Origin of the sequence: Aeromonas sp. FDAARGOS 1415, from assembly GCF_019048365.1 — a bacterium.
Lineage (GTDB): Bacteria > Pseudomonadota > Gammaproteobacteria > Enterobacterales > Aeromonadaceae > Aeromonas > Aeromonas taiwanensis.
This window is the reverse complement of sequence record NZ_CP077363.1, coordinates 138,686-163,230: the sequence shown is the minus strand read 5'-3', so window position 1 is coordinate 163,230 and position 24,545 is coordinate 138,686. Positions and strand designations below refer to the sequence as shown.

At 61.9% G+C, this 24,545-nt stretch carries 18 protein-coding genes; 8 read left to right on the top strand and 10 right to left on the bottom strand.

The genetic code is table 11. The annotated features are described in order from the left end of the window. Positions 1-49 precede the first annotated feature (49 nt). Positions 50-751, bottom strand: a complete 702-nt coding sequence (locus tag I6L45_RS00755; protein ID WP_216983165.1) for a protein ligase — start codon at positions 749-751, stop codon at positions 50-52. 242 nt (positions 752-993) lie between these two features. On the opposite strand from I6L45_RS00755, the gene I6L45_RS00750 reads away from it, so the two are divergent. Continuing rightward, complete coding sequence (locus tag I6L45_RS00750; protein ID WP_216983164.1) at positions 994-2,133, top strand: diguanylate cyclase; 1,140 nt, start codon at positions 994-996, stop codon at positions 2,131-2,133. A 21-nt stretch (positions 2,134-2,154) separates the two neighbouring features. Here I6L45_RS00750 and I6L45_RS00745 read toward each other — a convergent pair whose 3' ends face one another. Next, entirely contained in the window at positions 2,155-2,403 is a 249-nt protein-coding gene (locus tag I6L45_RS00745) for a YciN family protein (RefSeq protein ID WP_043758882.1), read from the bottom strand. A 130-nt stretch (positions 2,404-2,533) separates the two neighbouring features. Next, positions 2,534-3,913, bottom strand: a complete 1,380-nt coding sequence (locus I6L45_RS00740; RefSeq protein ID WP_043758884.1) for an MATE family efflux transporter — start codon at positions 3,911-3,913, stop codon at positions 2,534-2,536. A 120-nt stretch (positions 3,914-4,033) separates the two neighbouring features. Between I6L45_RS00740 and I6L45_RS00735 the strand changes: the two genes are divergently transcribed. Further along, positions 4,034-4,891 (top strand): AraC family transcriptional regulator, encoded by an 858-nt coding sequence (locus I6L45_RS00735; RefSeq protein WP_216983163.1) that lies wholly within the window; start codon positions 4,034-4,036, stop codon positions 4,889-4,891. 55 nt (positions 4,892-4,946) lie between these two features. Continuing rightward, positions 4,947-6,641, top strand: coding sequence for an NAD-dependent malic enzyme (locus tag I6L45_RS00730; protein WP_043758888.1), 1,695 nt, complete (start codon positions 4,947-4,949; stop codon positions 6,639-6,641). Between the two features lie 76 nt (positions 6,642-6,717). Here I6L45_RS00730 and I6L45_RS00725 read toward each other — a convergent pair whose 3' ends face one another. From I6L45_RS00725 to I6L45_RS00710, 4 genes are all read right to left on the bottom strand, one after another. Next, positions 6,718-7,806, bottom strand: coding sequence for an OmpA family protein (locus I6L45_RS00725; protein ID WP_134697258.1), 1,089 nt, complete (start codon positions 7,804-7,806; stop codon positions 6,718-6,720). Positions 7,807-8,036: 230 nt separating this feature from the next. Then, entirely contained in the window at positions 8,037-9,038 is a 1,002-nt protein-coding gene (ompA, locus tag I6L45_RS00720) for a porin OmpA (RefSeq protein ID WP_043758892.1), read from the bottom strand. Between the two features lie 413 nt (positions 9,039-9,451). Continuing rightward, positions 9,452-10,471: a porin OmpA gene (gene ompA, locus I6L45_RS00715; protein ID WP_043758893.1), complete on the bottom strand. Its 1,020-nt coding sequence runs from the start codon at positions 10,469-10,471 to the stop codon at positions 9,452-9,454. Positions 10,472-10,777: 306 nt separating this feature from the next. Beyond that, positions 10,778-11,371, bottom strand: coding sequence for a hypothetical protein (locus I6L45_RS00710; protein ID WP_216983162.1), 594 nt, complete (start codon positions 11,369-11,371; stop codon positions 10,778-10,780). A 257-nt stretch (positions 11,372-11,628) separates the two neighbouring features. Here I6L45_RS00710 and I6L45_RS00705 point away from each other — a divergent pair, with 257 nt between their 5' ends. Both I6L45_RS00705 and I6L45_RS00700 read left to right on the top strand, forming a co-directional pair. Further along, on the top strand, positions 11,629-11,895 hold the full coding sequence (locus I6L45_RS00705) for a DNA-binding transcriptional regulator (protein WP_005298604.1): 267 nt from the start codon (positions 11,629-11,631) through the stop codon (positions 11,893-11,895). A gap of 195 nt (positions 11,896-12,090) precedes the next feature. Beyond that, entirely contained in the window at positions 12,091-13,452 is a 1,362-nt protein-coding gene (locus tag I6L45_RS00700) for a sodium-dependent transporter (protein WP_210550179.1), read from the top strand. 62 nt (positions 13,453-13,514) lie between these two features. Here the strand turns inward: I6L45_RS00700 and I6L45_RS00695 are convergent, their stop codons facing one another. Both I6L45_RS00695 and I6L45_RS00690 read right to left on the bottom strand, forming a co-directional pair. Further along, entirely contained in the window at positions 13,515-14,378 is an 864-nt protein-coding gene (locus I6L45_RS00695; protein WP_043758901.1) for a patatin-like phospholipase family protein, read from the bottom strand. A gap of 34 nt (positions 14,379-14,412) precedes the next feature. Beyond that, on the bottom strand, positions 14,413-15,924 hold the full coding sequence (locus I6L45_RS00690) for a sensor domain-containing diguanylate cyclase (protein WP_254204386.1): 1,512 nt from the start codon (positions 15,922-15,924) through the stop codon (positions 14,413-14,415). 255 nt (positions 15,925-16,179) lie between these two features. Between I6L45_RS00690 and I6L45_RS00685 the strand changes: the two genes are divergently transcribed. From I6L45_RS00685 to I6L45_RS00675, 3 genes are all read left to right on the top strand, one after another. After that, positions 16,180-17,232, top strand: coding sequence for an efflux RND transporter periplasmic adaptor subunit (locus I6L45_RS00685; protein WP_216983161.1), 1,053 nt, complete (start codon positions 16,180-16,182; stop codon positions 17,230-17,232). Next, on the top strand, positions 17,232-20,411 hold the full coding sequence (locus tag I6L45_RS00680; RefSeq protein WP_216983160.1) for an efflux RND transporter permease subunit: 3,180 nt from the start codon (positions 17,232-17,234) through the stop codon (positions 20,409-20,411). The genes I6L45_RS00685 and I6L45_RS00680 overlap by 1 nt, the downstream gene beginning before the upstream one ends. Before the next feature lie 196 nt (positions 20,412-20,607). Then, positions 20,608-23,031, top strand: coding sequence for a YgiQ family radical SAM protein (locus I6L45_RS00675; protein WP_216983159.1), 2,424 nt, complete (start codon positions 20,608-20,610; stop codon positions 23,029-23,031). Between the two features lie 135 nt (positions 23,032-23,166). Here I6L45_RS00675 and I6L45_RS00670 read toward each other — a convergent pair whose 3' ends face one another. Then, entirely contained in the window at positions 23,167-24,534 is a 1,368-nt protein-coding gene (locus tag I6L45_RS00670; RefSeq protein WP_216983158.1) for a helix-turn-helix domain-containing protein, read from the bottom strand. Positions 24,535-24,545 lie beyond the last annotated feature (11 nt).

The following is a 24,545-nucleotide window of genomic DNA, read 5'->3' as shown; positions in this document are numbered from 1 at the left end:
GTTGGACCGTTGAAGGGAATGGTCACTCAAGGGGGCCACGGAAGAGCACTTAATCAGCCGTCAGCTGCTGCCGCAGCCGGTGGCTGACCTCGGCCACCAGCTCGCCATGGTTCCCTTGCCAATGGATGGCTTGCGCCAGGGTGGTGGAGGTGCCCGGCAGAAAGCGCAGCTCCCCGCCTGCCAACTCGTAGAAGCGGCTCGCCATCCGGGTGCCTTCATCCACGTTGCCGGCCACCAGCAGCATGGCCTGAGCCAGCACGGCGCCACCGTGATCCTGCCCGGGGGCCAGCCAGCGCTGGGCGGTACCAGTCACCTTGCGCCCCCCGATCACCAGGTTGTACTGGCCGTCGCAAAACGAGCCGGGCACGAAATCATAGCTTCCCTCGAGGCCGTATCCGGCCAGCACGCTCAGCAGCGGTGCCCCCAGCAAGCGGTAGTAGTGGGCGAGATCCGTGGTGGTGCGGGGCAGCATGAGGGACAGATTGAGGATGCCGGCGCCGTGGGGCACGGCGGTGCCGCCGCTGTCGCGCACGAACACGGGCCAGCCCTCGGCGGCAAGCTGTTCGCAGGCGTCCTGGTAGCGGGGCAGGCGGGTGTCCTTGCGGGTGACGATGAGGCATTGGGGGCCCTGCCAGAGGTGGGCGCGGGGCTGACCGTCCCGGGCGCACTCCCGCAGCCAGAGTTGCTCCTGGGCGAGGATGTGATCCGGCGTGTGACCTTCAGGCTGAGGGGGAAGCAGGCGATAGGGCATGGCAGGATCCTGAAGATTGACGGGTCTTGCACACTACCCGTCGCGAGCAGGCAGGTAAAGCCCCACACGGCGGGGCTTTACCTGTGACATGGCGGGGCGTCAGGCCTGGGGAGTGTGTTCTGGCAGCAGCAGGTTCATGATGATGGCGGTGAGGCCGCTTCCGTCACAAACCGGGCGCATGCTGATGCATCCCGACGGGGACGGTGTAGAATGAGCCCTCAGTTGGAAGATGGAGACTCTGGATGCTGAAGCTGTCGGAGTTCTGGAGTGCCCGTGCCCACTCCGAAGACTTTACCCTGACCCGCATGGGCTTCATGACGGTGCGACTGCGGTTGCTCACCTGCCTGCTGATGGTGGGACTCCCCACCTGGGCGCTGGTGGACTGGCTGACCCTGCCTGCGGCCCAGTTCGAGGCGCTGTTCCAGCTTAGGATCTTCTGCCTGCTTGCCCTCTCGCCGCTGATCCCGCTCTCCTATCTCATCCACTTCAGGCGCGAACGCATGAAGCTGGCGCTGGGTTATCTGATGGCGGTGATGATGCTCTTCTCCCTCATCTGCCTGCACAGCTTCGGTGCGGATCAGGAGCTGCAGGCGGGCTACATGGCGTTTCCCTACCTGCTCATCAGCCTGTTTGCCATCTTCCCCATTCCTCTCTCTCTCAGCCTGCAGCTGGCGGGAGGCATCCTGGTCACCATGCTGGCCGGCAACTGGCTGCTGGTGGGTCAGCCGGTCTGGAGCGTGCAGACCCTCAACCAGATCTGGCTGCTGGGGCTCTTTGCCATCGCCAGTGCCTGGGTGCAGTGCGGCCAGCTCAACATGCTGTTGCAGCTCTACCGGGAGTCCACCACGGACGAGCTGACCGGCATGATGAACCGCCGCCTGCTGATGAAACAGCTGGAGAAGGCGAGGGCCGCCATGATCCGTAAACAGACGCCGTTTGCCGTGTTGCTGCTGGATCTGGACCGCTTCAAGCGCATCAACGACACCTTCGGCCATCTGGCGGGGGATGCGGTGCTCAAGGAGGTGGCGGCGACCCTGGCGGAGCAGCTGGAACCCGGCATGGTGCTGGGGCGCTATGGTGGCGAGGAGTTTGCCATCCTGCTGCCCCGCTGTCCGGATCAGGCCCAGGCAACACGGGTGGCGGAGCGGCTGCGAGTGGCGGTGGAGGCGCGGCTGGTGAAGAGCCCGACGTCCGACGAGCTGCTGGAGGTGACGGTGAGTATCGGCCTGACCCTGGCCCGGCGAGGCGAGGGCATCGAGGCGCTGCTCAACCGGGTGGACGAGAGCCTCTACATGGCCAAGATGGCGGGGCGCAACTGTGTGGTGGGGGAAGCCGGCAAGGTGCCCGACGAGCCTTCTGTCGCCGGAGCGGATGCCGCCTGAGGGCGGCATCCCGGGGCGGGATCAGCCCAGCCGGTATTTGCCAGAGAGCTGCTGGGCCAGCAGCTTGAACATGTTGAAGACGGCCATGGTCTTGCCGGTCGGGGTGCCATCCTCGGCCAGGAAGAACTCCCCCTTGAACACCAGGATGTCCCCCTTCTGCTCCACCGTGTCGGCGCGCATGCCGTGGATGAAGTCCTCGTGTTCCCGGATGATCTTGTTGGCCATCTCCAGCAGGGCCGTCTCGGTGATCAGCTCTTTTTGTGGTTGCATGTGCATCTCCTTTAACGACTGCTGACGGGGCGGGGCGCGCCCCGTCGCTGATTGAAGAGGCGGCCAGCATACTGCAAAGGGGGATTTTCTGTCATTGATATGACCCCGCATTTGCCCGGCTTGCCCCCTCTCAGCCCATCACCAGGTTGCGAAGCCAGCGGCGCTGGCGAATGCGGCGCTGCACCAGCAATACCTTGGAGAGCTCCTCCAGCAGCACCACGGCCACCACCCAGGAGAGGGGCCAGCCGAGCAGGCTGACCGCCACCCAGGCAAGCGGCAGACCGATGCACCACATGCCGACGATGTCGATGAAGATGCTGTAGTTCACATCTCCCCCCGAACGCAGTACGCCGACGATACCCACCATATTGAATACCTTGAGCAACATGCCGAGACACAGGATGGCAAGGACCTGGCCCGCCTCTCCCATCAGCTCGCCGGGCAGATTGCCGACCCACTGCAGCAGGCTGGCCTGCATCAGCCAGACGGCGATCCCCACCAGCAGGGCCCCGACGGGAGCAAGCAGCAGGAAGAGCTGGGAGTGCTGCCAGGCCTCGTCATACTCCTCGGCCCCGAGCCGGTGGCCGAGCAGGGTGGAGCAGGCCACCGCCAGCCCGAAGAAGAGGGAGATGAGGATGCTCTCGAGCGTCCCGAGCGTGGTCATGATGGCCAGGGAATCGGTACCGAGGTGAGCGTAGAGGAAGCCGTAGAGCAGCATGCCGAAGGCCCAGAGCCCGTCGTGTAGCAGCAACGGCAGGGCGATCAGGGTGAAGCGCACCACCTCCTTGCGGCGAAAGGCCGCCCACCAGTCTGCCCTGCGCGGCACCAGACGGGGTTCGATGCGCCACACGTAAAGGAGCAGCAGTGCGGTCTGCAGCAGCCGTGAAATCGTGGTGCCCCAGGCCGAGCCAGCCACCCCCATGGCCTCGAAGCCGAAGTGGCCGAAGATGAGGGCATAGTTGAGGATGACGTTGGCAAGGATGGCGACGATGCCAATCCGGGTCGGCGCCGCCGCATTGCCGACCGAGCGCAGGGCCGCCTCCAGGGGTACCACCACGGCGGTGCAGAGGATGGTCGCGCCGGTGATCATCAGGAACTCGTCGGCCAGGGCGCGCAGTGCGGGATCCTGGCTGGCAAAGCCCAGCACGCTGCCCGGCGAGAGCAGATAGACGAGGGCAAACGGCAGGCTCACCGCCAGGGCGCCCACCAGGGCCAGGGCCAGGGAGCGGCGCACCCCGGCCATCTCGCCGCGACCATAATACTGCGCCGCCAACACAGAGACCCCGCCCGAGAGGCCCGCTATCACCAGCAGATTGAAGAAGAAGACCCGGTTGCCCAAGCCGACCGCCGCCACTGCCGTGGTGCCGAGCTGGCTCACCATCATGATGTCGATGAGACCGAGCAGGGAGAACATCATGGACTGCAGCGAAACCGGCAGGGCCAGCCGCCACAATCGGGTCATGAACTCACGATCGGTGGTTTGTTTTAAAATCGCTTGCCAATAATTCATGTATGTTAACCGGGTATATGAAAATCAAGGTTTGTCGTGGGTATGATAAGGAAGGTAAGGGACGGCTTCACTGTGAGCCTCTCTCTGCTTTCTTGTGCAAAACTATCCTGTTGAGGTGTTATGCCTTTTGCGAACGAATGTCTTGAGATAGCCCCCTCCTGCGAGGAGCGCATGCTGGGGCGTGAAGGCCTGCCCCTGCTCGGCGAGGCGGGCATCTTCCTGACCGGGTTGTCGAACATACGGGAGCACTACCTGATCCGTCGCAACCGGCCCGAATTTCACATCCTCATGATGAGCCACGACGAGGGGGGCGCTCTGCTCACCGATGATGGGGAGCGGGTCATTCCTGCCGGGGCCCTGGTCTTCTTGCCCGCGGCCGTACCGGGGGGGCTCAAGCTGGTGGGGGAGCAGTGGCGCACCAGCTGGATCCTGCTGGACGACGTGCCGCGCTGGCAGCACCTGCACCGGCTCGGTCACCGTATCTGGCAGGGGGAGGAGGGAGATCAGCTCTATCATCTGCTCAGCCTGATGCAGGGGGAGGGCATACGCTCGCCGCTGCAACCCCAGCTGCTGAGCCTGCTGCTCGCCCTGCTGGACAGGACACTGCAGGGGGAGGGGAGGGGCACACCGGAGCTGCGGCTGCAGGCGCTGTTTCGCCGGGTGGAGGCACGTCTGGACGAGCCCTGGAGCGTGGCCCTGCTCGCGGATCAGATGGCCTGCTCCGTGCCCCACCTGCATCGCCTCTGCCGGCAGGCGTTCGGCATGGGGCCCATGGCCTGGCTCACCCAGTTGCGCATGAACAAGGCGCGCCAGCTGCTGCTCTACACCAACTGGCCGCTGGCCGAGCTGGCCAGCCGGGTCGGATACAGCGACGGCGCCAACTTTGCGAACCGCTTTCGCCGGCTGACTGGTCAGACCCCAGGGGCCTTTCGTCGCCTGGGTCGCAAACCTTTCGCCACGGACGCGCAAACCCTTTGAAATTGTTGCCCCAAGCCCATAGGATCGACGGGCCACACAGTCAAGGTACAGATCCATGTTTGAAGATAATAATCAGAAACGTCCCCTCTATATTCCCTATGCAGGCCCGGCCCTGCTGGAGACGCCCCTGCTCAACAAGGGCAGCGCCTTCACCAGCGAAGAGCGCAGCAGCTTCAACCTGGAAGGCCTGTTGCCCCAGAACATCGAGACCATCGAGGAGCAGGCGGAGCGTGCCTATCGCCAGTTCATGGGCTTTGGCAACGACATGGACAAGCACATCTATCTGCGCAACATCCAGGATACCAACGAGACCCTGTTCTACCGCCTGCTGAACAACCACCTGACCGAGATGCTGCCGGTCATCTACACCCCGACCGTGGGCAAGGCGTGCGAGGAGTTCTCCAACATCTATCGCCGTGCGCGCGGCCTTTTCATCTCCTATCCGGACAAGGACAGGATCGATGACATGCTGCAGAACGCCACCAAGCAGAACGTCAAGGTGATCGTGGTCACCGACGGCGAGCGGATCCTGGGCCTCGGCGATCAGGGCATCGGCGGCATGGGCATTCCCATCGGCAAGCTGTCTCTCTACACCGCCTGTGGCGGCATCTCCCCGGCATACTGCCTGCCGGTGGTGCTGGACGTGGGCACCAACAACCAGCAGCTGCTGAACGACCCCTTCTACATGGGCTGGCGCCACCCGCGCATCTCCGGGGAGGAGTACGACGAGTTCGTCGATGCCTTCATCCAGGCGGTCAAGCGTCGCTGGCCGGATATCCTGCTGCAGTTCGAGGACTTCGCCCAGGGCAATGCCACCCCGCTGCTCAACCGCTACAAGGACGAGCTGTGCTGCTTCAACGATGACATCCAGGGCACGGCCGCCGTGACCCTGGGCAGCCTCATCGCCGCCTGCAAGGCCTCCGGTGCCAAGCTCTCCGAGAAGCGGGTCGCCTTCCTCGGGGCGGGCAGCGCCGGGTGCGGCATCGCCGAGCAGATAGTGGCGCAGATGAAGGCCGAAGGGCTGACGGATGCCGAGGCGCGCGGCCGGGTCTTCATGGTGGACCGCTTCGGTCTCATCACCGACAAGATCCCGAACCAGCTCGACTTCCAGCGCAAGCTGTCCCAGCCGCTGGAGCGCATCAAGGACTGGCCGGTGGGGGACAACATCTCCCTGCTGGAGGTGATGGAGCACGGTCGCCCTGACATCCTGATCGGGGTCTCCGGTCAGCCTGGCCTGTTCACCGAAGAGGTGGTGAAGACCATGCACAAGCACTGTGCCCGTCCCATCATCTTCCCGCTCTCCAACCCCACCTCCCGGGTGGAAGCGACCCCGGCGGATCTCATTCGCTGGACCGACGGCCAGGTGCTGGTGGCCACCGGCAGCCCGTTCGCGCCGGTGGAGTACAAGGGTCAGCGCTACGTCATCGCCCAGTGCAACAACTCCTTCATCTTCCCGGGGATCGGCCTTGGCGTCATCGCCTCCGGTGCCAACCGGGTGACCGATGCCATGCTGATGTCGGCCAGCCGCGCCCTGGCGGACTGCTCCCCCCTGGTGAAGGGAGAGGAGGGCTCTCTGCTGCCGGATCTCGCGGACATCCACCAGGTCTCCCGCTACATCGCCAAGATGGTGGCCAAGACCGCCATGCTGCAGGGCAAGGCGGTGCAGACCCCGGACGAGGTGATCGATCAGGCCATCGAGGCGAACTTCTGGCGTCCGGAATACCGCCGCTATCGCCGTACCTCCTTCTGATGTTGGAAGGGTAAAGAAACGCAGAAGGGATGCATCAGCATCCCTTTTTTGTGCACGGCTGCGTGGAGAAGAGGGATTATTGTGCCGGCTCTTCGGCGGGCATGGGCTCGGCGGGGGCGGGTTCGGTGGGCGTATGGACACCGGTCACCCGGATCTCGACCCGGCGATCCGGGGCCAGGCAGTCGATGAGGGCGGCCCTGGCCTTGACGGCATCACACTGGGTGCCGGTGACAGGGTTGCTCTCGCCATTGCCCTGGGTGCTCACCTTGTCGGCAGGCAGCCCCTTGCCGATGAGGAAGTCCGCCACCGTCCTGGCCCGTGCCTCGGACAGCGCCTGGTTGTTGGCGTCCGAGCCGATGCGGTCGGTGTACCCCATCACCAGGGCGTTGCCGTCCTTGGGCTTGACGTCGGCTATCTGCTGATAGAGATCATCCAGGGCGGCCATGCCTTCCGGCTTGAGGTCGGCCTTGCCAAAGGCAAACAGCACGTCCGAACTCAGGTTGAAGGTCTGATCCACGGGCTCGGGTGCCGGGGGCGGAGCCGCTACCATGGGGGCGGCCACCGGGGCTGCGGCGACGGTACGGTTGGGGTGCAGCACCAACTCGATGGTGGCGGTACTGATGTCGCTGACCCAGCGATGGGTGCCGCTGTCCACCTTGTCGTTGTCCGAGTCATCCCCCACTCGCACCAGATAGCGGTAGCGGGCCTGGATGTCGACCCAGTCGTGCAACCTGGCGGTCAGCCCGAGCCCTGCCAGCGGCGCCAGGTTGTCCTCGCTGCCGTTGATGGACTTGACGCTGTAGAGGTAACCACCCCCTTCGGCGAACACCGAGAAGATGTCCCCCAGGGGCAGGCGGCCTATCACCGACAGGGTGGCCCCCTGGTTGCTGAACTCGTGGCCGTTGACGTCCCAGTCGCCTCCCGACAGATAGCCCAGCTCGGCCCCCAGGTTTTCGGTGAAGTTGTAACCCACGAAGGCGTTGTAGGCGTTGTCGCTGTCGTCGACGCCTTGAACCGTTTGCGTGCCTATCTTGAAGTCGTCGATGTCATGGGCCCACGCCCAGCCCGCCCCCGCGCCTATGTACCAGTCGTGAGCAGGGGCCGCCTGGGCGGCTCCCGTCGCCAATGCCAATGCAATCCAGATTGGTTTCAGTCTTATGTTCATCGCGTATCCTCGTCGATGTTGGGTGTTATAGGGCTCCCAGCCCTTTGTTATGTATAACCAACACTATGTATAGGCGATGTGGCCGCTTTAACCACTTAAGTGGCGCATCTATATGGAAAATCTGTGAGAGCGGCGGGCAATTTTTCTGCGTGGGAGCGGGAGGGTGACAGCCCCGGCAGGCAATAAAAAAGGGACCGTATGGTCCCTTTTTTTGCATGGTGCTTAAGCGATTACTGCTGTACTTCCTGCACGCCGGTGACGCGCACTTCGACGCGGCGATCCGGTGCCAGGCAGGAGATCAGCTCGTTCTTGCCCTTGACGCCGTCACACTGGTTGCCGGTGACCGGGTTGGCTTCGCCGCGACCTTCGATGGAGACCTTGCCTGCCGGCAGACCCTTGCCGACCAGGAAGTCAGCCACGGTACGGGCACGGGCTTCGGACAGCTTCTGGTTGTAGGCATCGGAGCCGATGCGGTCGGTGTAACCTACCACCACTGCGCTGCCATCTTTCGGCTGAACGTCAACGATCTGCTGATACAGGGTGTTGAGGGCCTCGGAACCTTCCGGCTTCAGGGTGGATTTGCCGAAGGCAAACAGCACGTCGGAGCTCAGGGAGAAGTTCTTGTCGACCATGACGGGCTCAGGTGCCGGCTCCGGGGCCGGGGCAGGCACAGGTGCGACATAGGAGGTGCGGTTCGGGTGCATCACCAGTTCCAGGGTGGCGACGCTCATGTCGGTCTGCCAGGTCTTCTGATCGTCACCCAGATCCCACATGTAGCGGTAGCGGGCCTGCAGATCGAGGAGGTCGGAGAGCTTGGCGGTCAGACCCAGGCCGGCCAGCGGGGCAGTACCGTTGTCGCTGTCACCATTGCCGTTGACGTGGTTGAAATAGGCACCGCCTTCGGCAAAGACGGAGAAGATGTCACCCATGGGCAGGCGGGCGATACCGGACAGGGTCGCGCCCTGGGTCTTGAAGTCGACGCCGTCGACGCCAGCCTTGCCGGCATAGAGGTAGCCCAGCTCGGCACCGAAGTTTTCGGTGAAGTTGTAGCCGCCGAACAGGGAGAGCGCGGTGGCGTCCTTGTCGGCATCCAGGCCGAAGGAGTCCAGGTCATGGCCATATGCCCAACCAGCACCCATACCGGTGTACCAGTCGTTGGCCGCCTGAGCGGTGGTAGTTCCCATGGCTGCGATAGCCAGAGCAATCAGGGTTGGTGCCACTTTCATTTTCATCGTTTTATCCTCGTTGAGTTGCCGTGCTACAGGCGAATGCGCACTCTTTGTTATACCGGTCGCAGATGACACTTCATGTTGCGACTCCGTGATGGATCACGGACGGCTTGAATAAAAAACGGATGGAAACCTGGATACTCATGAAGCTGCTCTCCATGGACAACTAACCGGGCGTTCAGCACTTTTAATAGTTCATCCAATGTCTTACAAGCGTTGCTACTGTATTCTTTTGAATCGGCATGATCAAGTTTCTGCTCAGATATGCAGCGCAGGCCCGGGTGCCAGGGGACAACCACGAGAGCAGAGGGAAAGAAGACAAACGGGGATGAGACAGGGGCTGTCGCTGGGGGAGATGACAAAGCAAAAGGGGATGCCGTGGCATCCCCTTTTTGCGTTATCTGAGCGAGGTCAGATTACTGCTGAACTTCTTGTACGCCGGATACGCGAACTTCTACGCGACGGTCCGGAGCCAGGCAGGAGATCAGCTGAGCCTTGGCCTTGACGCCGTCACACTTGGTGCCGGTGACCGGGTTGGCTTCGCCGCGACCTTCGATGGCAACCTTGCTGGCAGCCATGCCCTTGCTGACCAGGAAGTTGGCAACGGTGCGCGCACGGGCTTCAGACAGCTTCTGGTTGTAAGCGTCGGAACCGATACGGTCGGAGTAACCAACAACAACGGCGTTACCGTCTTTCGGCTGGAACTCGATGATCTGCTGGTACAGCGCGTTCAGAGCTTCCACGCCTTCAGCCTTCAGGGTGTCTTTGCCAAAGGCAAACAGCACGTCGGAGTTCAGGGCGAAGTTCTTCTCAACAACTTGCGGAGCCGGAGCCGGAGCTTCTTCAACAACCGGGGCCGGAGCCGGAGCTACGTAGGAAGTGCGGAACGGGTGGTAAACGGCTTCCAGGGTCGCAATGCTCTGGTCGGCTTTGTAGCGTACGTTGCCGTCGTGCAGATCAGCCACGTCCCACATGTAGCGGTAGCGAGCTTGCAGGTCCAGAGCGTCGTTGACCTTGTAGGTCACACCGGCGCCAGCCAGCGGGGATACCTTGCTGTCGCTGGTACCCAGGCCGTCGGTGTGGCCCCAGTAGGCGCCGCCTTCAGCGAACAGGGAGAAGTCGTAGCCCAGCGGCAGACGAGCGATACCGGACAGGGTGGCACCCTGGCTCTCGTAACGGTTGCCATCGGTGTTACCACGGCCGGTGTACTGGTAGCCCAGCTCGGAACCGAAGTATTCGTTGAAGTTGTAACCGACGAATGCGTTGGCAGCAGTCGCGTCTTCTTCACCAGAGGTCACGCCTTCGATCTTGTTCAGACCGTTGAAGTGAGTTGCACCAACACCGGCACCGAAGTAGATGTCGTCAGCGGCGTGAGCTGCAGTTGCACCCATGGCAGCCATGGCGATGGCGATCATGGAAGGAGCCATTTTCATCATAAAATAATCCTCGTTGAGATGGCACGTTGTTCACGTGCTTCGCACTTGTAATTTATTTAAGCTGCTGGCTCTGTCGACCAACCTGAGTTGGCACGAACAGGGATCCTAGATCCATCCAGGAGGCACGCATCTGGGTGCACAAGTGATCGGGTTGCACTGTCGACAGTGCACAAACGCCGTCACGAACAGCCGAGTCATTCCGATGACGTGGCGCACTTTATGCCCATTTCAAAACATGATCAAGCTCACAGATAAGGGATGGGGCAAATTGTGTCGTATGGATAACTGGCTGTTTCTTCGAATTTATTAGTGATCCAAGTAGGCGCGGTGCAGCTTTTTCTCAAGCTTCATATAGGCCTGAACCCAGTCATTCTGCGGGGTGGCGCCATTTTCCCTTGCCGAGAAGACTGCGAGATAATCGGCCTCAGTTGCTTCGCATAGCAAGGGTGTGAAACTGAGCAAAAAATGGCGGGCGAGATAGGGGTCGAGGGGCCAGATATTGAGGATGGCCCGCGCCACAGGCTGAACCGCGGCTGAACAGATGAAATGCAGGTGTCCGGCAGCCAGCCAGGTGTCCATCTCCTGAAGACCCTGCTCGGGGACTATGCCCCCATCTCCTCTCTCCATGGAGAGCTTCATCTGGTTGCCATTTCCGAGTTTCAGGGTGCCATCCTCCTGCAGGATCCCGTCGTGGCTGCGCAGTGTCAGTGTCGTCGGACCTTCGAGATAGAGACTGCATTTGTCGGACAGCGCGGCCAGCACGGTGGCGGCGTCACCCTGCATGGTCGCGGGCAGCCAGAACGCCTCGGCCCGGGTCTGCTGGCCTTGGCTGAGCTGACGGTGGAGAGAGTCTGGCCCCGAACCGGGATGAAGGCGGGAGATGATGCCGGGAAATGCCATATTGGTTACTCCTGAAGGGATAATCGGCGAATTATACGAGCTAAGGCGGGGCAAGAATAAAGGTTTCTTTTCGAGACTGTTTACCTGAAGCGGCTCTGCGATTACCATCCCCGAGGTTTGTTAGGGTTGTCGTCGAAAGACGCTGATTATAGATAGAGACTCGACCATAACGAGTCCGTTCAAAACTGATACACTTGACTACGAGTCGTCGCGAAAAATAAAGGTGGAGTCAATCCGCCGAACGGAGTATGGAACACATGAATTCAAATATCGTAACTGTTGGCAAGAAGATCCGTCAGATCCGCGAAGCGGTAGGCCTGAGCCGTCCCAAGTTTGCTGATCTGCTGGGTGTCCCCCCAACCACGCTGAAGAACTATGAACTGGGTTACCGTGAAGTTGGAGGCGCCTTCCTGGTTGCCCTGGCTCACCACCCGGAACTGCACAAGTTCACCCTCTGGCTGCTGGCTGACAAGAAAGTCGCCGAAATCGGCCAGATTGGTCCGGACGATATTGCCAAGGCCTGATCGCCAGCCCTTGGATAAAAATGCCGCCTTCGGGGCGGCATTTTTTATTTATCAAAAAGATACTCCGTTTAAATAAATATTAAACCGTGCTCCATGAGTAAATATTTCAACTGAATCAATTTGTTGAACTGGATTAATCCCCGGAATATTCCGACGCTTTGAGTTCATATCCCTGATGCATGTGACGAGACAAATATGAGTCATTCCACTCCCAAGGCAAGAGATGGTTTCACCAGTACCTTTGGCGTGCTGGCCGCGACCCTGGGGTCGGCCGTCGGGCTCGGCAATATCTGGAAGTTCCCCTACCTGACCGGGGAGAATGGCGGCGCCGGTTTTCTGCTGGTCTATCTCCTCGCCACCCTGCTGGTGGGGCTGCCGGTGATGATCTCCGAGATCATGCTGGGGCGTCAGGCGAAGTCCGATGTGGTGAGCGGGCTCATCAAGCTGGCCCCCAAGGGGCAACCCTGGTGGCTGATTGCGGCCATGGGGGTGACGGCGGCCTTCCTCATCATGTCGTTCTACTCCGAGGTGGCGGCCTGGGTGTTTGCCTATATCTTCAAGGCGGCCAGCGGCGACATCCTCTCGACCGATCCCGCCGTCACCGGCGCGGCCTTCAACGCGCTCATCACGGATCCCTGGCAGAGCCTGCTGTGGCAGTGGCTGGTGCTGGCCCTGATGGGAGGCATACTGCTGATGGGGGTGGCCAAGGGGATCGAGGCGGTCACCAAGAAGCTGATGCCGCTGCTGTTCATCCTGTTGCTGGTGATAGGCATCCGCAGCCTGACCCTGCCCGGGGCAAGCGAGGGGTTGCGCTTCCTGTTCTCACCGGATTTTTCCAAGGTGACCGCCGGCGTGGTGCTGACGGCCATGGGACTGGCGTTCTTCAAGCTCTCCATCGGCATGGGCACCATGATGACCTATGGCAGCTACTTTCGGGATGATCAGCACATCCCCCTCACCACGGTTCGGGTGATGTGCGCCGATCTCTTCGTCTCCATGCTGGCGGGGATCGCCATTTTCCCGGCCGTGTTCGCCTTCGGCTTCGAGCCAAGTGCCGGCCCCTCCTTGCTGTTCATCACCATCCCGGCGGTGTTTGCCAGCATTCCGTTTGGCCACCTCTTCATGGTGCTCTTCTTCGTGCTCTCCGCCATTGCGGCCACCGGGGCCATGCTCTCGATCCTGGAGGTGCCGGTCTCTGTGCTCTCCGAGCGCTTCCAGATGAGCCGGCGCAAGGCGACACTCATCAACCTGCTGGTGCTGGGGGCGGTCGGCTCGACCTGTGCGCTCTCCAACAGCACGCTGGCGCAGGTGCAGATCGCCGGCAAGACCTTCTTCGATCTGTTTGACTTCATCTCCTCCAACGTACTGATGCCCCTTGGCGGCATCCTCCTCTGCCTGTTCGTCGGCTGGGTCTGGGGTTTCGAGCGGATGAAGGGGGCGCTGACCAATGGCGGCACGCTGGCGCTGCCCATCCTCAAGCCGCTCTTCTTTATCATCCGGTACGTGTCGCCGCTGCTGATCCTGGTCGTGATGCTCAAGGGGCTGGGGCTGTTCTGAAACTCTGGGCCAGAGAGCAAAAGAGCGCCTGATGGCGCTCTTTTCATGGGTATCCCCGAGTGTCAGAGCAGGCCGAGCCGGGAGAGCTCCTCCTTGAGCTGGTCCAGGTTGCGCTCGACGCAAGCCTCTCCCTCGCTGATGGCCTCGCCTGCGCGGTGAAAATCCATGATGGAGAGGTTGCCAAGGCGGGGGCAGAGCTGGATCTCGGGGGGATCACCGGCCATCCGGGCCCGGGTGATACGCTCCTGCATGATGTTGATGGAGCCGGTCATCACCCCCCACATGCCCGGGGTACTGGGCTCGCCGCGGCCCAGCCACTGGCTGAAGAGGCCGCCCGGGGCGGGCTCGTCCGGTTCGTCCGTCCAGGGTTGGTGCAGGTCGGTGTTGAGGTTGACGGCGATCACTACCTCGGCCCCCATGGCGCGGGCCAGCGAGATGGGCACGGGGTTGACCACGGCGCCATCCACCAGCCAGCGGTCGTCGATCCGGGTCGGGGTCAGAATGCCGGGCATGCCGCAGGAGGCGCGCACGCACTGGCGCAGGGGGCCTTGCTGCAACCAGATCTCGCGGCCGGTATCGAGCTCGGTGGCGACGCAGGCGAAGGGGAGCGGCAGACTCTCCATGGGGGGATCCCCCAGATGGGCGGCGGCGATGCCGAACACCTTGTCACCGCGGAACAGGCCGCCGGAGAGGGCGGGATCGAGCAGCCCCATCACCTGCAAGCGGTTGAAGCCGCGTACCCAGCTCTCCAGCTTGTCCAGTTCACCGGCGGCATAGGCGGCGCCGACGAAGCTGCCGATGGAGCAGCCCGCCACCAGATCCGGTTTGACGCCGAGGCGCTCCAGCGCCCGTATGATGCCGATGTGCGCCCATCCTCGGGCGGCGCCGCTACCCAGGGCCAGGCCCAGGCGGGGTTTTCGTGACACAGTGCGTCTCCTGATGGTGAGTTGGGGGTCCAGCTTACCCCGACTGTTCCTGCCCGTCATCCCGCCAGCCTTCGCTTCGATTGCGACCCTTGGCCTTGGCCTGATAGAGAGCGAGATCGGCGCGGCGAATGGCCTCCTGCAACGTGGCGGCCTGACTCTGGCGGCAATGGCCCAGGCTGACCGTGACCCTCAGGTCGGGTGCGATGTCAGTCCAGGGGTGCGCCTCGATGGCAAGGCGCAGCCGCTCGGCGAGGGGGGCCAGGGGGAGGCGCCGGTCGGTGACGAGCAGCAGAAACTCCTCGCCCCCCCAGCGGATCAGGTGGCACTCCCGGGGCAGCAGGGTGTGGCACAGCGCCACCAGCCGGATCAGCACCTCGTCCCCCACCTCGTGGCCGAAGCGGTCGTTGACCTGCTTGAAGTGATCGCAGTCGAACATGATGGCGCCGATCTGGCGGGTGCCGGCCTCGGCATGACTGTGTTCGAAGGCATCGAAGTAGTGGCGGTTGAAGGCGCCGGTCAGGGCATCGTGGCGGGAGAGGTAGTTCAGGCGCTGGTTGAGGCGGCGGACGTGCAGGCCCGACAGGGTCGCGATCACCAGGCAGAGCACGGTGAGCAGCGCCGTGGCCGACTCCCACAGCAATATCTGCAGCAGGGGCAGCAGCGCAATGCGATGGATCAGGGTGAGCGGGGTGCCGGGGATGGTGTGCGTGAGCTGCAAGGCTCCCTGCTGCCAGTGATACGTCTCCTGTTGCGCCTGCCGGGTGAGGGGCGGGGCCGTGCCGGACTGGCTGCTGGCGAGGATCTGCTGGTGCGCATTGACCAGGAACAGGGTACCCACCTGGGGGGCGAGCCGGCGCAGGGTCTGCGCCAGGGTGGCGGTCTCGATGTCGATGCTGATCAGGCCGGTGATCTCGCCGGTCTGGGTAATGGGTTGGGAGAGGGTGACCATCCGTCCCTGGCCCGCAAGATCCTGATAGGGGCGCGACAGGATGGCGTGCTCCGAGGGGGAAAGTTGAGTAAGAGCCTCTTGCCAGTAAGCCGTGTTGTAGATGAGGGGGCTGAAGCGAAACTGACTCGATGGCACCCAGGGGTAGAGATAGATGAAGTTGTCCTTGCCGGTGAAGTAGATCCAGGCCGCCTCCTTGCCCAGCAGCTTGCTGGCGGTGGCGAGCAGGGGCGAGAGGCTGAGGGCCAGGTGCATTCTGGCTTCCCGCTGACTGTCCGCCGGGGGCCGCGGGCTCAACCCGGTCAGATTGCCGATAAGGGCGGGAGGCAGGCCGACGGGGATGCGATCCAGGGTGATGCCGTGTTCCCCGTCGACCTGCAGCGCCTGATACAGCTGGTGGGAGAGCACGGATCTGGGGTCGGTGCGCAGGCGCTCTTCCGCCTGGCCGCGCATGGCTTCAAGAAAGGCCTCCATGCGCTGGTACTGGCTGCTGAAATGGGTGGCGGCATTGATGGTGTCGCGCTTGTTCAGCTCGGTGACCTGATGAAAGGCGTGCTGCAGGGCGAGCAGCAACAGAAGCAGGCTCAACCCCAGCAGCAGCCACTACAAGCGATATCTGGCAAAGGCAGGGGAAGGTATGGGCATGAGCGTTCCGGGCTGATGGCAGGAATCGACGTTCAGTCTAAGGTACAACACCCCTTATCGTCCCGGGAAGATGACATTTTGTTGATCCTCTGCCGCCCTGTTACGTTTTGTCACATTTATACATAGTCACGGCATAGTCAGGGAGTAACATGGTGCCATCCTTGATGAAGTTCCTTCTCTTCTTCTCATTTTGACGGCATGGATCCCTTGATGAAAACGCGCGTGTGGCTGTGGCTCTTCCCTCTTCTTCTGTTGCTGGCGGCGGGTGCCTGGCACCTGCGCCAGGATGCTCCCACCAGCAAGCCTGCGCCAAAGCAGATCAACATTCGGGCCGAGACGGTCAGGCAGAGCCTGGCCGAGCCCTCCATCAAGCTGGTGAGCAAGCTGGCGGCCAATCGCTCCGTGGTGGTGAGCCCGGAGGTGACCGGCCGCATCGTCACCATAGCGGTGCGCTCCGGCCAGCAGGTCAGGCAGGGGGAGACCCTGATCGCCCTGGACGCGGGCAAGCAACAGGCGGAGCTGGCCGAGCAGAGCGCCAGCGTACGTGACGAGGCGCGCAAGCTGCGGGACATGCGCAAGCTGGTGGCCCGCGGCGCCGTCACCACCTCCGAGCTGGAGGGGCAGGAGGCCACGGTGGCCCAGGCCCAGGCCCGGGTGGACGCGGCCCGCTACGAGCTCTCCCTGCGCACCCTGGCCGCCCCCTTTGACGGTACCGTCAGCCTCATCGACTTGAGCGAGGGCGCCCTGGTCAACAGCGGCGACGTGCTGCTGCACCTGGACGAGCTGGCCAAGCTGCGCCTCGATCTGGCGGTGCCGGAGCGCTACCTCTCCCTGCTGCGCCCCGGCATGACGGTGACGGCGACCAGCTCCGCCTGGCCGGATCAATCCTTCTCCGGCGTGCTGGAGACCCTCGACAGCCGAGTTTCCAATGACACCCAGAACATCAAGGCGCGGGTGATCCTGCCCAATTCCGGCGGCCAGCTGCGCCCCGGCATGCTGATGAACGTGGAGCTCTCCCTGCCAGCCCAGAAGATGACCCTGATCCCCGCCCAGTCGGTGGAGTACGCCGGCGAGCAGCGCTTCGTCTATCGCCTGGAGGCGGACGGCCGGGTGAAGCGCATCCCGGTGGAACTCGGTGACACCCACGGCGAAGAAGTGTGGGTGCTGAAGGGGTTGAACGTCGGCGATCGCATCGCGGTCGAGGGGCTGGTGAACCTGCGCGACGGTGCCCTGGTGCACGACCTGAGCGAGGTAAAAGGCTGATGTGGCTCTCCGATATCTCTGTGCGTCGCCCGCTGGTGGCGGTGGTCATCAGCGCCCTGCTCACCGTGTTCGGCTTGGTGGCCTTCAGCAAGCTGACGGTCAGGGAGATGCCGGACGTGCAGACCCCGTCCGTCTCCATCACCACCACCTATGAGGGGGCCGCTCCCGAGGTGATGGAGAGCCAGGTCACCAAGCCCATCGAGGACCAGCTCTCCGGCATCAGCGGCATCAAGAACATCAACTCGGTGACCCGCAAGGGGCGCTCCTCCATCACGGTGGAGTTCAAGCTCGGCTGGAACATGCTGGAGGGCACCTCCGACGTGCGCGACGCCATCTCCCGCGCGAGGCCCAGGCTCCCTGACGACGCCGACGAGCCCATGGTGACCAAGGACAACGGCAACGGCGACGTGGCGATCTGGCTGAACTTCAGCAGCACCCAGATGGACCGCACCGCCCTGACCGACTACGCGAACCGCATGCTGGTGGATCCCCTGAGCCTGGTGGACGGGGTGAGCGAGGTGTCGCTCTCCGGCGATCTGACCCAGGTGATGTATGTGCGGCTGCGCCCCGCCGACATGGCCGCCCGCGGCATCACGGTGGCGGACGTGCAGGACGCCCTCAAGCGGGAGAACATCGAGCTGCCGGGGGGGGAGATCCGCAACAACAGCATGACCATGGCGGTGCAGATCGCGCGTCTCTATCACAGCGCTGAGGATTTCCGCTCCCTGCCGGTGACGACCGCCGCCAACGGCGAGAGCATCTACCTGGCCGACATCGCCGATGTGGAGGTGGGGGCCAAGAACGAAGACAGCGCCTACCAGCGCAATGGCCGCGAGAGCTTAGGGATCGGCATAGTGGCCCAGTCCACCGCGAACCCCCTGGCCGTGGCCCAGGGCATCGAGAAGAAGCTCGTGGAGATGCAGCGCTTCCTGCCGGAGGGGGCCAGCCTGGAGGTGGACTACGACTCCACCATCTTCATCAAGCAGGCCATCGACGAGGTGTACGAGACGCTCGCCATCTGCGCCGTGCTGGTGGTCGCCGTGCTCTATCTCTTCCTCGGTCAGGGGCGCACCACCCTGATCCCCGCCATCACGGTACCCGTCTCCCTGATCTCGGCCTTTATCGGTGCCTGGTATCTGGGTTTTTCCATCAACCTCATCACCTTGCTGGCGCTGATCCTCGCCATCGGCCTGGTGGTGGATGACGCCATCGTGGTGGTGGAGAACATCCACCACCACCTGCAGCGGGGGGAATCCCCCCTGATGGCGGCCTGGCACGGCACCCGGGAGGTGGGCTTCGCGGTCATCGCCACCACCGCCGTGCTGGTGATGGTGTTCGTGCCCATCGCCTTCATGGACGGCATGGTGGGCCGGCTCTTCACCGAATTTGCCATTTTGTTGTCGCTCGCCGTGCTCTTCTCCTCCCTGGTGGCCCTGACCCTGACCCCGGCCATGGGCTCCTGGCTGATGCGCGCCGTCCATAAACCCAACGCCCTGACCGCCACCCTGGACCGGGGCCTTGGCTGGGTGGAGGAACGCTACCGCCGTCTGCTGGGCTGGGTGCTGCGCCGTGCTATCTGGATGCCCCTGGTGCTGCTGCTCTGCCTCGGCGGCATCGGCGCCCTCTTTGGCAAGCTGCCCGCGAGCCTCACCCCGACCGAAGACAGGGGCGTGCTCTACGTCTTCGTGAAAGGGGCCGAGGGCACCAGCATCGAGCGCATGAAGCGCAACATGCAGCAGGTGGAGGCCGCCATCCTGCCGCTGCTCGGCCAGGGGGTGGTGCAGGCCATGAGCTTCAGCACCCCGGCCTTCGGGCGCGGCGGCGATCAGACCGGCATGGCCATCATCCAGCTCACCGACTGGGCCGAGCGGGATGTGACCGCCACCGAGTTTGGCCGCAGCCTCAGCGGCCTGCTCGCCGGCATCCCGGACGTGATGATCCGCACCTTCCAGCCGGGTTTCAGGGGTGGCTCCACCGCCGCCGTCCAGTTCGTGCTGCAGGGCTCCGACTATGGCGAGCTCTACCAGCAGGGGCTGGCGCTCAAGGAGGCCGCCACCCAGAGCGGCCTGATGCTGAGCCCGGATCTCGACTACGCCGAGAAGACCCCGGAGCTGCAGGTGACCATAGAGCGGGAGCGGGCGAGCCAGCTCGGCATCCCGGTTTCGACCGTGGCGAACTCCTTGCAGGCCCTGCTCGGCGGCGTCAGCCAGACCACCTATGTGGACAGGGGCGAGGAGTATGACGTCTACCTGCGCGCCAACCAGACCCAGTTCAACGGCATCTCGGACGTCAGCCGCATCTATCTCAAGGCCGCGAGCGGCGAGATGGTGAGCCTCTCGACCCTGGCCACCGTCACCCAGGTGGCGAGCCCCCAGCGCCTCAACCACTACCAGCGCCAGAAGGCGGTCGCCCTCACCGCGGACGTGGCCCCCGGCCACACCCTGGGGGAGGCGCTGGACTTCCTGGACGGCTGGGCGGTGGATCACCTGCCCACCGGCATGTCGGTGGATTACGCCGGCGAGTCCAAGGACTATCGCGACAACCAGGGGGAGATGGTGCTGGTGTTCGGCCTCGCCCTGCTGGTGGTCTACCTGGTGCTGGTGGCCCAGTTCGAGAGCCTGCTGACCCCGGCGGTGGTGATGATGACGGTGCCGCTCGGCATCTTCGGCGGCCTGCTCGGCCTCTGGCTCACGGGGCAGGAGCTCAGCATCTACAGCCAGATCGGCATGATCATGCTGATCGGCATGGTGACCAAGAACGGCATCCTCATCGTGGAGTTCATCAACCAGCTGCGCCAGCGCGGCGAGGGGTTTGAGGAGGCGATCATCGCAGGCTCGGTGCGCCGTCTGCGCCCCATCTTGATGACCTCGCTCACCGCCATCATCGGCGCCGTGCCCCTGATGATCTCCATGGGGGCGGGCTACGAGAGCCGGATGGCCGTGGGCACCGTGGTGTTCTTCGGGTTATCGCTGGCGACCCTGGTCACCCTGCTGGTGGTGCCCGCCATCTATCAGCTGATCGCCAGACGCGCAGGCATGACGGGGGCGAGGGACAGGCTGGTGGACGAGGTGCTGGCGGGCAAAGTGCTTGCGGGCGATGCGCTGGCGGCGACGCCAGAGAGCCAGCCCCTCCCGGACGAGGGAACGCCCCAGAAAGGGCGGGACCAGCCGGCGGCCTAGCTGGCCGACCCACGATGACATAAGCAGGGCACCAATAGGCGCCCTGCTTGTTGATGAGATCCGACTTTGCCACGCCGGCCTGCCACGTCTGTGCGAAGGGGCCCTTTCCCCTCGCGTTCTGTGGGGGCAAAAAGCCGTCGCCCCCGCCTGACTCTGCCGGTATAATGCGCGACCCGAATTGTTCCAGGTGGTCAAAATGCAGCCGGTTACCAACCTCTTCTCCTATCCCCGCTACTGGGCCGAGTGCTACGGCACGGCGCCCTTCCTGCCCATGTCCCGCGCGGAGATGGACAAGCTCGGCTGGGACAGCTGCGACATCGTGCTGGTGACAGGCGACGCCTATGTGGATCACCCGAGCTTCGGCATGGCGGTGATCGGCCGCATGCTCGAATCCCAGGGCTTTAGGGTCGGCATCATCGCCCAGCCGGACTGGTCGTCGAAGGATGACTTTATGCGCCTGGGCAAGCCCAACCTCTTCTACGGGGTGACGGCTGGCAACATGGACTCCATGATCAACCGCTACACCGCCGACAAGAAACTGCGCCACGACGACGCCTACACCCCGGGGGATGTGGGCGGCAAGCGGCCGGACCGCGCGACCCTGGTCTATACCCAGCGCTGCAAAGAGGCCTATAAAGAGGTCCCGGTGGTCATCGGCGGCATCGAGGCGTCCCTGCGCCGCATCGCCCACTACGACTACTGGTCCGAGACCATTCGTCGCTCGATCCTCATCGATGCCAAGGCCGACATCCTCATCTATGGCAACGCCGAGCGCCCCCTGGTGGAGGTGGCTCACCGCATCGCCGGTGGCGAGACCATCGAGACCATGCAGGACATTCGCGGCACTGCCGTCATCCGCAAGGAGCCGCTGCCGGGCTGGCGCGGGGTGGATTCGAGCAAGCTCGACCAGATTGGCCGCATCGACCCCATCCCCAACCCCTATATGGAAGGGGCCCCCTGCTCGGACGACGAAGGGACCGCGCCGGTGGAGCAGGAGGCCAAGCCCATCCTGGTGCAGCCCCCTAAGCAAAAACCCTGGGAGAAGACTTACGTCAAGCTGCCGGCGTTCGAGCGGGTGAAGGAGGACAAGGTGCTCTACGCCCATGCGTCCCGCATCCTGCACCACGAGACCAACCCGGGCTGCGCCCGCGCGCTCTCCCAGGCCCACGGCGATCGCATCATCTGGGTCAACCCGCCCGCCTTCCCCCTCGAAACCGACGAGATGGACGGGGTGTTCGGCCTGCCGTACCAGCGGGTGCCGCACCCGGCCTATGGCAAGGAGAAGATCCCGGCCTACGACATGATCAAGACCTCGGTCAACATCATGCGCGGCTGCTTCGGCGGCTGCTCCTTCTGCTCCATCACCGAGCACGAGGGGCGCATCATTCAGAGCCGCTCGGAAGAGTCAATTCTGAAAGAAATCGAAGAGATCCGCGACAAGGTGCCGGGCTTTACCGGCGTCATCTCGGATCTGGGCGGCCCCACCGCCAACATGTACAAGCTCCGCTGCAAGAGCCCCAAGGCCGAGCAGACCTGTCGGCGTGCCTCCTGTGTCTGGCCGACCATCTGCCCGCACATGGACACGGACCACAGCCCGACCATCAACCTCTACCGCAAGGCGCGCGACCTCAAGGGCATCAAGAAGATACTGATCGCCTCCGGGGTGCGTTACGACATCGCGGTGGAAGATCCGCGCTACATCAAGGAGCTGGCCAAGTACCACGTCGGCGGCTACCTCAAGATCGCGCCGGAACACACGGAAGAGGGCCCGCTCTCCAAGATGATGAAGCCGGGCATGGGCAGCTACTACAGCTTCAAGGAGCTGTTCGACAAGTACTCCAAAGAGGCGGGCAAGCAGCAGTACCTGATCCCCTACTTCATCTCGGCCCACCCGGGCACCACGGATGAGGACATGGTGAACATGGCGCTCTGGATCAAGTCCAACCGTTTCAAGCTCGATCAGGTGCAGAACTTCTACCCGTCGCCGCTCGCCAACGCCACCACCATGTATTACACGGAGAAAAACCCCCTCAACAAGGTGAGCCGCCAGGGCGGGGACGTGTTCGTGGTGAAAGGGGAGCGTCGCCGTCGCCTGCACAAGGCGCTGCTGCGCTATCACGATCCGGCCGGCTGGCCGATGATCCGCGAAGCCCTGCTGGAGATGGGCAAGGGTCACCTCATCGGCAACGGCCCCGACTGCCTGGTGCCGCCGGAAGGCCGCGGCGAAGCCAAGGCCGAGCGCAGCCGTAACAAGGGCCTGAAACCGGCCCTGACCCGCCACAGCGCCATCACCCATCAGCGCAGCAACGGGGCTGGCAACAAGGCCGCCCGCAGCGAGGCTGGCGCAGCCAATGCCCCGGCGGCCAGCCGAAACGGCGGCAAGGCAGGCAATGGCAAACCGGTGGGGTCTCAGCTCCAGAAAGGGGCTGGCAACGGCAAGCCCACCGCACAGGGTACTGGGCAGGGCGCAGCCCAGGGCAAACCGGCAGGGCAGGGGAAACCCGCCCACAAGGGCAAGGCCCCGACCCGAGCTGGCTCCGCCAAGCCGGGTGCCAAACTCGCCACTCAGGGCGGCAAGCCTGCGGCCAAAGGCAATGGTGCCAAGCGACCGGCTCGGTGAGTTTTCCTGATTGGAAAGCGATAGATATAAAAAGGGCGACCAGATGGTCGCCTTTTTGTTGGCTGGTGTAGAGATTTGCTAATCCAACATGTGAGGCAGTGCCACTCTAAGTGACCGTATTGCTTTACATGATTTTTATATGTTTTTAATCTTATTGAATCCCCAAGCCTCAGTATCATTTATAAAATCTTGTACATTAGAGACAATTCCTGCAGCCTCAAATATGCGAAAAACAATAGGCATTGAAAATACATACGGAATAGGTTGATACTCTTCATAAGAGCTAAAATTTACATTGCGCCTTGAAGCCTCATGAAAGAACATGTTTTGCTCACTTGGTTCCTTTGGTATGACAATGTCTCTTTCCAGTGTCAAGGGAATGGAGTTTTCATTTGCCCTTTCGATAAAAGATGCTGAATCTATGAAAGGTGATGTATGAAATACATTTTTTAGAGTAAAACATGAGTATATATCTCGGGCATCTCCCGTCACATTAAGCATGTGAAGATAATAATTCACCAGAGAGGCTACAGCTTGAGCTAACATTGAATAGTCAACAATTTTTATTTTAGAGTAGCCTGATTTATAAGCTAACTGGCAGAAACTAGAACTATATTTATTTTTATCATGAGACTTTTCAAATTCCTCAAAATTAAAAGAGCTCAATGGTATGTCAAATCGGACTACGCCATCATGCCACCACCTTAAAGTTAGCGTGGCCAAGCTGGGATCATTGCCAATTATTTGTCGAGCAACAAACCCATCAGCTGTGGAGTGCACTCCTTGCATAGGTGCTTGTACACCTAAAATGCTATTATCGGAGTTTCTTACAATATTTGAAAATTCTTTGAATGATAAATTTTTTGATGGTTCTAACTGCCCTTGGGCAGGTTTAAAATAAATATAGGCCCATGATGATTCTGACTGACTATCGGGAAGAATAGGAACGTTAGTTAAAAACTCAGCAACTTTTTTTCTTTTTTCATTGCCCCGTTTCCATAAGTCATCGAGTATGTACCGGTCAGTTTCCTCCTTAGGTTTTGATTGGTCTGCTAGCCTTCTATAGATCCTGCCAGAAGAGTGAATATGCGGAGTGTTGAGGCTTGAAGGGATACCAATTATTATGATTGATCTATCATTAGGTAATCCGATCTCTTCTATTGGCCCATTTATCACCCTTTCTTCATACAAAACTTCTGGGTTAATATGTGCTGAGGAAGCCTCACGCACATCTCTGGATATTTTTTCAACTTCAGATCTATGAATGCCCACAAATTCCAACGCGGTTCGACTTCCGTCAGGATTTTCGTTAACACCGAGGATTAACCATCCACCATATTGATTCGCAAAAGCAGATATGTGTTTTGCGAAATCGGGAATTTTAAGCCCCTGAATCTTATAATCAATATACCATCCCTCAGAAACCTCTCTTAATAAGAGTAAATCTTCACCACAAATATCTTCAAGGTTATTTCTGAAAGGATAATAAGAGTAATTTAGCAAGCTCCCTCCTA

What these genes read in the sequence shown, in the direction of transcription:
- I6L45_RS00735 (WP_216983163.1), top strand. Translation starts at nt 4,034, where the DNA reads ATGCCTTTTGCGAACGAATGTCTTGAGATAGCCCCCTCCTGCGAGGAG.
- I6L45_RS00675 (WP_216983159.1), top strand. Translation starts at nt 20,608, where the DNA reads ATGCAGCCGGTTACCAACCTCTTCTCCTATCCCCGCTACTGGGCCGAG.
- I6L45_RS00745 (WP_043758882.1), bottom strand. Translation starts at nt 2,403, where the DNA reads ATGCAACCACAAAAAGAGCTGATCACCGAGACGGCCCTGCTGGAGATG.
- I6L45_RS00750 (WP_216983164.1), top strand. Translation starts at nt 994, where the DNA reads ATGCTGAAGCTGTCGGAGTTCTGGAGTGCCCGTGCCCACTCCGAAGAC.
- I6L45_RS00680 (WP_216983160.1), top strand. Translation starts at nt 17,232, where the DNA reads ATGTGGCTCTCCGATATCTCTGTGCGTCGCCCGCTGGTGGCGGTGGTC.
- I6L45_RS00725 (WP_134697258.1), bottom strand. Translation starts at nt 7,806, where the DNA reads ATGAACATAAGACTGAAACCAATCTGGATTGCATTGGCATTGGCGACG.
- ompA (WP_043758892.1), bottom strand. Translation starts at nt 9,038, where the DNA reads ATGAAAATGAAAGTGGCACCAACCCTGATTGCTCTGGCTATCGCAGCC.
- I6L45_RS00740 (WP_043758884.1), bottom strand. Translation starts at nt 3,913, where the DNA reads ATGAATTATTGGCAAGCGATTTTAAAACAAACCACCGATCGTGAGTTC.
- I6L45_RS00705 (WP_005298604.1), top strand. Translation starts at nt 11,629, where the DNA reads ATGAATTCAAATATCGTAACTGTTGGCAAGAAGATCCGTCAGATCCGC.
- I6L45_RS00710 (WP_216983162.1), bottom strand. Translation starts at nt 11,371, where the DNA reads ATGGCATTTCCCGGCATCATCTCCCGCCTTCATCCCGGTTCGGGGCCA.
- I6L45_RS00700 (WP_210550179.1), top strand. Translation starts at nt 12,091, where the DNA reads ATGAGTCATTCCACTCCCAAGGCAAGAGATGGTTTCACCAGTACCTTT.
- I6L45_RS00730 (WP_043758888.1), top strand. Translation starts at nt 4,947, where the DNA reads ATGTTTGAAGATAATAATCAGAAACGTCCCCTCTATATTCCCTATGCA.
- I6L45_RS00755 (WP_216983165.1), bottom strand. Translation starts at nt 751, where the DNA reads ATGCCCTATCGCCTGCTTCCCCCTCAGCCTGAAGGTCACACGCCGGAT.
- I6L45_RS00685 (WP_216983161.1), top strand. Translation starts at nt 16,180, where the DNA reads ATGAAAACGCGCGTGTGGCTGTGGCTCTTCCCTCTTCTTCTGTTGCTG.
- ompA (WP_043758893.1), bottom strand. Translation starts at nt 10,471, where the DNA reads ATGATGAAAATGGCTCCTTCCATGATCGCCATCGCCATGGCTGCCATG.